This is a genomic window from Microbacterium paulum (assembly GCF_015707995.1).
Lineage (GTDB): Bacteria > Actinomycetota > Actinomycetes > Actinomycetales > Microbacteriaceae > Microbacterium > Microbacterium paulum.
The window spans coordinates 52,177-61,133 of record NZ_JAAGRY010000011.1 but is presented as its reverse complement, the minus strand read 5'-3'; the positions used below and the strand labels follow the sequence as shown (position 1 = coordinate 61,133).

Annotated in this window: 8 protein-coding genes; 1 reads left to right on the top strand and 7 read right to left on the bottom strand. The window is 72.2% G+C overall.

Features of this window, described 5'->3' with window-relative positions:
• Positions 1-99: 99 nt before the first annotated feature.
• From tsaD to glmS, 7 genes are all read right to left on the bottom strand, one after another.
• Positions 100-1,212: a tRNA (adenosine(37)-N6)-threonylcarbamoyltransferase complex transferase subunit TsaD gene (gene tsaD / locus G3N18_RS04525; RefSeq protein WP_196383110.1), complete on the bottom strand. Its 1,113-nt coding sequence runs from the start codon at positions 1,210-1,212 to the stop codon at positions 100-102.
• Positions 1,213-1,321: 109 nt separating this feature from the next.
• Positions 1,322-1,819, bottom strand: a complete 498-nt coding sequence (gene rimI / locus G3N18_RS04520; protein ID WP_196383109.1) for a ribosomal protein S18-alanine N-acetyltransferase — start codon at positions 1,817-1,819, stop codon at positions 1,322-1,324.
• Positions 1,816-2,496, bottom strand: coding sequence for a tRNA (adenosine(37)-N6)-threonylcarbamoyltransferase complex dimerization subunit type 1 TsaB (tsaB, locus tag G3N18_RS04515; RefSeq protein WP_196383108.1), 681 nt, complete (start codon positions 2,494-2,496; stop codon positions 1,816-1,818). The genes rimI and tsaB overlap by 4 nt, the downstream gene beginning before the upstream one ends.
• Positions 2,497-2,534: 38 nt before the next feature.
• The gene (gene tsaE, locus G3N18_RS04510) at positions 2,535-3,038 is read right to left on the bottom strand and encodes a tRNA (adenosine(37)-N6)-threonylcarbamoyltransferase complex ATPase subunit type 1 TsaE (protein WP_196383107.1); all 504 of its coding nucleotides are present in this window, start codon (positions 3,036-3,038) and stop codon (positions 2,535-2,537) included.
• Entirely contained in the window at positions 3,035-4,159 is a 1,125-nt protein-coding gene (gene alr / locus G3N18_RS04505) for an alanine racemase (protein WP_196383106.1), read from the bottom strand. Before alr ends, tsaE begins: the two co-directional genes overlap by 4 nt.
• Positions 4,156-4,602, bottom strand: a complete 447-nt coding sequence (locus G3N18_RS04500; protein WP_196383105.1) for a holo-ACP synthase — start codon at positions 4,600-4,602, stop codon at positions 4,156-4,158. Before G3N18_RS04500 ends, alr begins: the two co-directional genes overlap by 4 nt.
• A gap of 165 nt (positions 4,603-4,767) precedes the next feature.
• Positions 4,768-6,618 (bottom strand): glutamine--fructose-6-phosphate transaminase (isomerizing), encoded by a 1,851-nt coding sequence (gene glmS, locus G3N18_RS04495; protein WP_196383104.1) that lies wholly within the window; start codon positions 6,616-6,618, stop codon positions 4,768-4,770.
• Between the two features lie 600 nt (positions 6,619-7,218).
• Between glmS and G3N18_RS04490 the strand changes: the two genes are divergently transcribed.
• Positions 7,219-8,694, top strand: a complete 1,476-nt coding sequence (locus tag G3N18_RS04490) for a sugar transferase (protein WP_196383103.1) — start codon at positions 7,219-7,221, stop codon at positions 8,692-8,694.
• Positions 8,695-8,957 lie beyond the last annotated feature (263 nt).

The following is an 8,957-nucleotide window of genomic DNA, read 5'->3' as shown; positions in this document are numbered from 1 at the left end:
CCGGGGCCGGATCGCCGGCCGCGGCGGCGGAGCCCTCAGCGGACGGGTCGGGGCCGAGCGCGGACGGGTCGGGGCCGAGCGCGGACGGATCGGGGCCACTCATCGGGTGACCGCCGCTCCACGTTGCGGCGCGCCGAACGGAGGCTCGTCGAGCGGCGCCTCGGCGACCTGGATCTCGGTGACCGGCAGGGTCGAGTCGGCGCCAAAGGCGAGGGTCGAGGGGCGGCGCCCGCTCATGATGAGCTGCGCGGCGAGCGCCGCGATCATGGCGCCGTTGTCGGTGCAGAGGCTGAGGGGCGGAATCCGCACCGCGACACCCGCCGCGCCGGCCCGCTCGAGGGCGACCTCACGCAGCCGGCGGTTCGCGATGACGCCGCCGCCGAGGAGCAGTCGCGGCACGTCGTAGCGGGCACAGGCATCCAGCGCCTTCGTCACGAGCACGTCGACGACGGCCTCGCGGAACGACGCGGCGACATCGGCCGTGTTCACGGGCGTGCCCGCGGCCTCGGCCTGCTCGACCCACCGCGCGACGGCCGTCTTCAGCCCCGAGAACGAGAAGTCGTAGCGGTGCTCGGCGAAATCCGACGCGCGCGACAGTCCGCGCGGAAAGCGGATCGCGGCCGGGTCGCCGGTCGCGGCGGCGCGGTCGATCTCGGGGCCGCCGGGGTAGGGCAGCCCGAGAATGCGGGCGATCTTGTCGAAGGCCTCGCCGGCGGCGTCGTCGAGGGTCTCGCCGAGAAGCTCGACGTCAGAGACCAGGTCGCGCACGAGCAGCAGCGACGTGTGGCCGCCGCTGACGAGCAGGGCGATGGTCGGGTATTCGACCTCTTCGCCAGCAAGCAGGTCGGCGGCGATGTGCCCGACGAGGTGGTTCACGGCATACAACGGCTTGCCGAGGCTCACGGCCAGGGCTTTCGCGGCGCCGACGCCGACCATCAACGCTCCGGCCAGCCCCGGGCCGCTCGTCACGGCGACGGCGTCGATCTCATCGAGGGCGATTCCCGCCTCGGCGACGGCGGCCTCGATCGTCGGCTGCAACGCTTCGAGGTGGGCGCGGGCGGCGACCTCGGGCACGACGCCGCCATAGCGGGCGTGCTCGTCCATCGAGCTCGCGATCGTGTTGCTCAGCAGCGTCGTGCCGCGGACGATGCCGATGCCGGTCTCGTCGCAGCTCGTCTCGATGCCGAGCACGAGGGGTTCGCGGGCGCTCATGCCGCCGCCTTTCTGTGGCATACGCAGGGGAAACCGTCCACCCTGCACCCCAGCCGGCGCCGCAGCATCGGTTCGCCCTGCTGTTGCCCCCACGTCGCGCCGAGCCCGCTCACGAGCAGGCCCCCGCATCGGACGGCGCGGATGCCTGGGCCGCCGCCCACGCCGCGAGGTCGAGCTTCATGACCACGGCATCGATGTCGTCGGGCTGGTAGTAGCGCGGACGGCGGGCGATCTCGACGAAGCCTTCCGAGGCGTACAGCGCTTCGGCCACGGGGTTGTCGGCGCGCACCTCGAGGAACATCTCGCGCGCCCCGCACTCCCTGGCCTCGCCGAGCAGCGCCCGCAGGAGCGCACGCCCCCGGCCGGCGCCGCGTGCGGCTTCGGCGATCGCGATGGTCTGGATGTCAGCATCGGCGGCGCCGCGCACCGCGCGCACTCCCCCGTACCCGACGACGCGCCCGGCCTCGACATCGACGAGGTAGCGGCCGTGCGGCGAGGCGAGCTCGGCGGCCATGAGGCTCTCGCTCCAGGCATCCGTCGGGAACGATGCCCGCTCGAGCGTCATGATCGCGCCGAGGTCGTCGCCGGTCGCGGTGCGCAGGGTCATGCGCCGACCCGCTTGGGTGCGGCGGGCAGCGTCACGTCGGGGGCCCGCAGGTACAGCGGCTCGGGGCCGGTCAGCTCGCGTCCGGCAGCGACGGCGCGCCCGGCGAGGGCGGCGACCATGGATGCCGAGATCACCGTCACATCGCGACGTTCGGCGCCGAGGCCGGCGAGTACGTCGTCGACCGCGTCGCGGGGGGTGAGCGCGGGGCCGGCGACCCGCACCGGAATGCCGTCGTCGTCGATCCCGTCGTAGACCGAATACGCGAACTCGCGCCGGCGCGCGTCGGTGACGACGGCGAAGCGCGGCACGTCGGCGAACGGGTCTGTGAGGGCGGCCGATAGGACGATGCCGAGGGCCGCCGCGTCGTGGCTCGGCACGGCGACGACCGGCAGGCCGCGGCCGAGCGCGAAGGCGCGCGCTGCGGCGATGCCGACGCGCAGCCCGGTGAACGGGCCCGGGCCCATGCCCGCGGCGACGTGCGTGAGCGCGACCTCTTCGGGCGCGCCGGTCTGCCCGATCGGGCCGCGCGCGGCGCCCGTGAGCGCGTCGACCAGCAGCGTGCCGATGGCTTCGGCGTGGCCGAGGGGGTTGTCGCTGGATGCCTCGGCCCGCACCACTCCGTCGCTTTCGACGACGGCGACGGCCGTGCCGAGAGAGGTGTCGATGCCGAGGATCACGTCATCCAGGGTAGTCGGGCCCGGGGCTGGGGTCAGGTTCAGGGCCGGCGCGAGATGCGCACGTGCCGCGGCGCGGCATCCTCCATGTCGGCGACGTGCGGGCCGGCGGTGCCGCATGCGTTGTCGACACCGGTGCCCGACCAGCCGCGCTCGATCTCGACCTCCCACCACGTGTCGGCGACGGCGGCGGCGTAGGGCGCGGCCCACTCGGCGATCACGACGGAGTGGGCGAAGTCGATGTCGAGGTCGTCGAGCTCTCCGTCGGTGCCGAGGCGGTAGGCATCCACGTGCACGAGCGCCGGGCCGTCGGTGAGCGAGGGATGCGTGCGAGCGATCACGAACGTGGGGCTCTGCACGCGCCCGCGCACGCCGAGGGCGGCCGCGATGCCCCGCGTGAGGGTCGTCTTGCCCGCGCCGAGCGGACCGGTCAGCACGACGAGGTCGCCCGCGCGGAGCGCTTCGCCGAAGGCACGGCCCAAGGCATCCATCTCGTCGACCGACGCGACCTCGCGCTCACCGACGAACGCGTCGAGCCCGCTCACCGGGTCACCTCGCGGCGCGCGACGCGCGGGCCGATGCGGGTGACGATCTCGTAGTTGATCGTGCCGGCCGAGTCGGCCCATTCCTCGACGGCGGGTGCGCCGAGGGTGGGGTCGCCGAAGAGCATCGCCTCGTCGCCCACCGCGACGGGATGGTCGCCCACGTCGACGACGAACTGGTCCATGGCGATGCGGCCGGCGACCGGGAACGTCTCGCCGCCGATGCGCACGGCGCCCCCGCCCGACGCCGCGCGCGGAACGCCGTCGGCGTAGCCGAGGGGCACCAGGGCGAGCGTCGTCTCGCCCTCGGTGCGGTGCGTGTAGCCGTACGACACGCCCTGGCCGGCCGGCACGCGGCGGACGGCCGCGACCGCCGCGCGCAGGCTCATCGCGGGGCGGAGCCCGAGGTCGGCCGACGTGCGGTCGGCGAACGGCGACAGCCCGTACATCGCGATGCCGAGGCGCACGCACCCGAAGCGCGCTTCGGGCAGGTCGATGGCCGCGTGCGAGGCGGCGAGGTGCCGGAGCGGCGGAGTGAGTCCGAGCGAGGATGCCAGGGCCAGCGCCTCGGTGAAGCGGTCGAGCGCGGCGCGATCATCGGCCGGGCTCGTGTTCGAGAGGTGGCTGAAGATGCCGACGACGCGCAGCTTGCCGATGCGTTCGAGCCGCGCCGCCTCGGCGAACACGACCGGCGCGTCGGCGGGGGCGATGCCGTTGCGCCCGAGCCCGGTCTCGACCTTCAGGTGCACCGCGACGGCGCGATCGGCGGTGGCCGCTGCTGCCGCGGCGACGAGCTGGTCGAAGCTCGAGATGCCGAGCTCGATCCCGAAAACGGCGGCCTCGGCGAACGAGGCGCCCGGCGCGTGCAGCCACGCGAGGATCGGCGCGTCGATGCCCGCGCGACGCAGCGCGATCGCTTCGGCCACGTCGGCGACGCCGAGACGGCTCGCCCCGCCGGCGAGCGCCGCGACCGCCGAGCGCACCGCGCCGTGGCCGTACCCGTCGGCCTTGACGACGGCGATCACGTCCGAGTCGGTGAGTCGGCGCAGGTGCCGCACGTTCTCGGTGATCGCGGTGGTGTCGATGAGCGCCTCGCGCATGACACCGGCGGGCAGGTGGCTCATCGCGGGTCTCCCGTGGGGTCGGTGATCGGGTCGGCGGTGTGGTGGGCGGTCGGTTCGGCAGCAGGGGTGCCCGAGGCATCCATCGGCATGACGGATGCCTCGGCCACCACGTACGCGGTCGCGAGGCCCGCGTCGTGGCTGAGCGAGAGGTGCATCGCGGTGACGCCGCGCGCCGCGACGGTCGCGGCGGTCTCGCCGGTGAGCGAGAAGACGGGGCGCCCGCTCGGCTCGGAGGCGACCTCGATGTCGGTCCAGTGCACGCCGTCCGAACCCCCGAGCGCCTTGATGAGCGCCTCTTTCGCAGCGTACCGCGCCGCGAGCGAGCGGGGCTTGAGCTGCCGCTCGGCCGGAGTGAACAGCCGGTCGAGAAGGCGCGGCGTGCGCGCGAGCGACCGCTCGAAGCGCGGGATGTCGACGAGGTCGACGCCGATACCGACGATCACGCGCCCCAGCCTACCGGCGCGCGGCGAGGCGCCCGGTCTGCGCGCCCTCGCCCGCGAAACACCGTTTCTGCGCCGAGACACCGGTCCACCCGCGGTGTCTCGGCGCACAGACGGTGTCTCGCCGCGCGGGGCGGCGCGGGGGTGGGCGGCCCGGCGCAGCCCGGGCTACTCGACCGTGACGGACTTGGCGAGGTTGCGGGGCTGGTCGACGTCGAGGCCCTTCGCGGTGGCGAGGCCCATCGCGAAGATGTGCAGCGGCACGACGGCGAGCAGCGGCTCGAAGAACGGGCCGGCGAGCGGGATGCGCAGCACCTCGTCGGCGAAGGGCAGCACGGCGGCATCCCCCTCCTCGGCGACGACGATCACGCGGGCGCCGCGCGCGCGGATCTCCTGGATGTTCGAGACGACCTTCTTGTGCAGCTCGGCCGACTCGCGCGGCGACGGCACGATGACGAACACCGGCTGCCCCGGCTCGATGAGCGCGATGGGGCCGTGCTTGAGCTCGCCGGCGGCGAAGCCCTCGGCGTGGATGTAGCTGATCTCCTTGAGCTTGAGCGCGCCCTCGAGCGCGATCGGGTAGCCGACGTGCCGGCCGAGGAAGAGCACCGACTGCGTGTCGGCCATCCAGCGCGAGAACTGCTCGATGTGCTTCTGTTCCTCGTCGAGCACGCGCTGGATCTTCGCCGGCACGGCCTCGAGCTCGCGGACGTGGTCGGCCGCCTCGACGCCCGAGATCGTGCCGCGCACGCGGGCGACGTGCAGGGCGAGCAGGTACAGCGCGGTGATCTGCGCGACGAACGCCTTGGTGGATGCCACGGCGACCTCGGGCCCCGCGTGCGTGTAGATCACGGCATCCGACTCGCGCGGGATCGTCGCGCCCTGCGTGTTGCAGATCGAGAGCGTCTTCGCCCCCTGCTCGCGCGCGTACTTGACGGCCATGAGCGTGTCCATCGTCTCGCCGGACTGGCTGATCGACACGACGAGCGTGTCCTCGCCGATGACCGGGTCGCGGTAGCGGAACTCGTGCGCGAGCTCGACCGACACGGGGATGCGCGTCCACTGCTCGATCGCGTAGGCGCCGGTCTGGCCCGCGTAGGCAGCGGTGCCGCAGGCGATGACGATGATGCGACGGATGCCGGTGAACAGTTCGTCGAGGCCGTCGAGCTCCGGGATCACGACCTGACCGTCGTGCACCCGACCGCGGATCGTGTTGGCGACGGCCTCGGGCTCCTCCGAGACCTCCTTCGCCATGAACGAGGACCAGCCGCCCTTTTCGGCGGCCGAGGCATCCCACACCACCTCGAAGGGCGAGGCCTCGACGGCGTTCCCGTCGAAGTCGGTGATCGTGACGCCCTCGGGGGTGATCGCGACGATCTCGTCTTGACCGATCGCGAGGGCGTTGCGGGTGTGCTCGACGAAGGCGGCGACGTCGGAGCCGAGGAAGTTCTCGCCCTCGCCGAGACCGATCACGAGCGGCGAGTTGCGCCGGGCTCCGACGACGAGGCCGGGCTGGTCCTGGTGCATCGCGAGCAGGGTGAACGCGCCCTCCAGGCGCGAGACGACCGAGCGGAACGCGGTGACGAGATCGCCGGATGCCTGATACTCGTGCCCGAGCAGCACGGCGGCGACCTCGGTGTCGGTCTCGGAACGGAAGGTGTAGCCGAGGCTCACGAGGTCGGCCTTGAGCTCGGCGAAGTTCTCGATGATGCCGTTGTGGATCACCGCGAGACGGTCCTCATCGGCGAGGTGCGGGTGCGCGTTGGCATCCGTCGGCCCGCCGTGCGTCGCCCAGCGGGTGTGGCCGATGCCCGTCGTACCGTCGGGCATGGGGTGCGCGGCGAGGTCGTCGCGCAGCACCTGCAGCTTGCCCGCACGCTTGCGCATGTCGAGGTCGCCGCCGCCGTCGATCACCGCGATGCCGGCGGAGTCATATCCGCGGTACTCGAGGCGGGCGAGACCAGAGATGAGGATGGCCTGGCTGTCACGCGGGCCCACGTATCCGACGATTCCACACATGGGAACCAGGGTAGTCGGGGGAACTGGCCATCCCCGACAGGGCGACGGCGGGAGAAACCAAGACGGGGCCCTCTGAACAGTGAGCCGTTGGGGACGGTCGGCTCAGAGGACCCCTGACCACGCATCTCCCGGACGGCCGTTGGGGTGGCCGGATTCGGAACGCCGCTTGGGGGCAGCTGAGGACAGCGCGGACATGTCCATCGTACCGGGGCGGGCGCGTGAATCAGGGGTTTGACGATGTGATGCGATGGGCTGCGCGGTCCACCGGGACACGCATCGACATCGCTCTTCCCCCCTGCACGGGCCTGTGCAATACTCAAGCCACGTCCACCGCTTCAGGCGGGGCGGATGCCGAGGGGTCGGCGCCGCTGGACGGAATCCGATCGGGATGGGACCCGGTCGGAGGTCCGGACGGAGTTGGGGGAGCACGGATCTCGGTCCGTGCTCATTGGGGACACGCGGGTCACGACCCGCGACTGGGGACAATGGGGACACGTTCATGCGGCGACGTAGCGAACTCTGCGCAGATCGGGAAGCACTGGGGACACCGGCGGCATCGCGCACAGCACATCCGATCACGCTCGAGGCCAGGGCACGACGATGAGCGCCGCGGCGCCGACCCTTGCAACGGGTTCGGACGCCGTCGCCGCTCCTCGCGTCATGCCGCTGCTCGAGCAGCGTCTGACCGAGGTGCGCCGACTGCGCACCCGATCCGGGGTCGTGGACACGGTGATCATCGCCGCGGCAGCCGCGGCGGCCACGCTCTGGCACGGGGCGGGGGGTGCCGACCTGCCCGCGGTGATCGCGGCTGGCGTACTCGCCGCGGTGTGGGCGGTCGCTCTCGTCGTGGCGCGTGCTCGCTCGCATCGACATGGCACAGGCCGACGGTGGGAACTGGCTCCGATCGCCCATTCCACGGTGATCGGCGTCGCGGCGCTCGCTGTCGTGGCGGGCGTCGAGGGCAGCAGCGATGCGCTCGTCCCGCATCTGTCGATCACGGTGCCGCTCGCCGCTGCAGCCTTGGTGTCGGTCCGGGCGATCCGCCGTGCGCGCTTCGCGCGGCGGCGTGACACCGACACGCTGGCGCCACGCACCCTCGTCGTCGGAGATCAGGCCGGCATCGCCGATCTGATCCGGTCCCTCGCGGACGACGACGACATCGGACACCGCATCGTCGGTGCAGCCCTCCCCGGCGGCGGCGCACTGGCGATGACGGTCGACGGAACGACGTATCCGGTGTTGGGGACTCCGGAGCAGGTCGCCGAGATCGCACGCCAATGCTGCATCGAAACGGTCGTCGTCGCAGGCGGCACCGACGACCCCGACTACCTGAGGAAGCTGTCGTGGAGCCTCGAAGGGGCTGCCATCGACCTCATCCTCGCGACCCGCCTGGCGGATGTCGCCCGTTCTCGCATCGCCTTCGAGCGGTCGAACGGGCTGGCGCTCACGCACGTGAGCCTCCCCAGGTTCGACCGCTCGAGCATGCGGGCCAAGCGCATGCTCGATGTGGTCGTCGCGCTCGCCGCGCTCGTTCCGATCGCGCTGATCACCCCAGTGATCGCGCTGATGATCGCTGTGGACACTCCGGGGGGCGTGTTCTTCCGACAGCGAAGGATCGGGCGCGGCGGGCGCGAATTCGACATCCTCAAGTTCCGCACGATGACGGCCACGGCGGAGCGGGATCTCGCGGCGCTGGCATCCGCCAACGAGGGCGCCGGCCCGCTGTTCAAGCTGAAGCACGACCCGCGCGTGACGCGCGTCGGCGCCGTGCTTCGCCGATTCTCGCTCGACGAGCTGCCGCAGTTCTGGAACGTGCTGATGGGTGAGATGAGCGTCGTGGGGCCGCGGCCACCGCTGCCGACGGAAGTGAGCGAGTACGACGGGCCGGTGTTCCGGCGCCTGTATGTGCAGCCGGGCATCACCGGGCTCTGGCAGGTCAGCGGGCGCAGCGACCTGAGCTGGGAGCAGTCGGTCCGCCTGGACCTGCACTACGTGGAGAACTGGTCGCTGGGGAGCGATCTGAAGATCATCGCGCGCACCGCCGCGGTGATGGTTCGGCCCCACGGGGCCTATTGATGTGGCGATTGATACCGGAGTCACGCGAACGCGCACGGCGGTACCTCTTCGAGGGGCCTCCCGCCAACCGTGCTGTGCGGGCTTCGCGATCGGCCTCCGCTCGGCGGCGGTAGCAGTCGACCACGTGAGAGGCGCGCCCGCCTCATGCCCCCACATCGGGGCGGGCGCGTCACCTCATGCTCATCTCGCCCCCGAATCTCCTGTTCCGGAACTGCGCGCCACGGAGTACAGTCGGGGCAAGAGCCGTCGCTGGGGAAACGACG

Coding starts and splice junctions, on each gene's coding strand:
- tsaD (WP_196383110.1), bottom strand. CDS start 1,212: ATGAGCGCCCGCGAACCCCTCGTGCTCGGCATCGAGACGAGCTGCGAC.
- rimI (WP_196383109.1), bottom strand. CDS start 1,819: ATGACCCTGCGCACCGCGACCGGCGACGACCTCGGCGCGATCATGACG.
- alr (WP_196383106.1), bottom strand. CDS start 4,159: ATGAGCCACCTGCCCGCCGGTGTCATGCGCGAGGCGCTCATCGACACC.
- glmS (WP_196383104.1), bottom strand. CDS start 6,618: ATGTGTGGAATCGTCGGATACGTGGGCCCGCGTGACAGCCAGGCCATC.
- G3N18_RS04490 (WP_196383103.1), top strand. CDS start 7,219: ATGAGCGCCGCGGCGCCGACCCTTGCAACGGGTTCGGACGCCGTCGCC.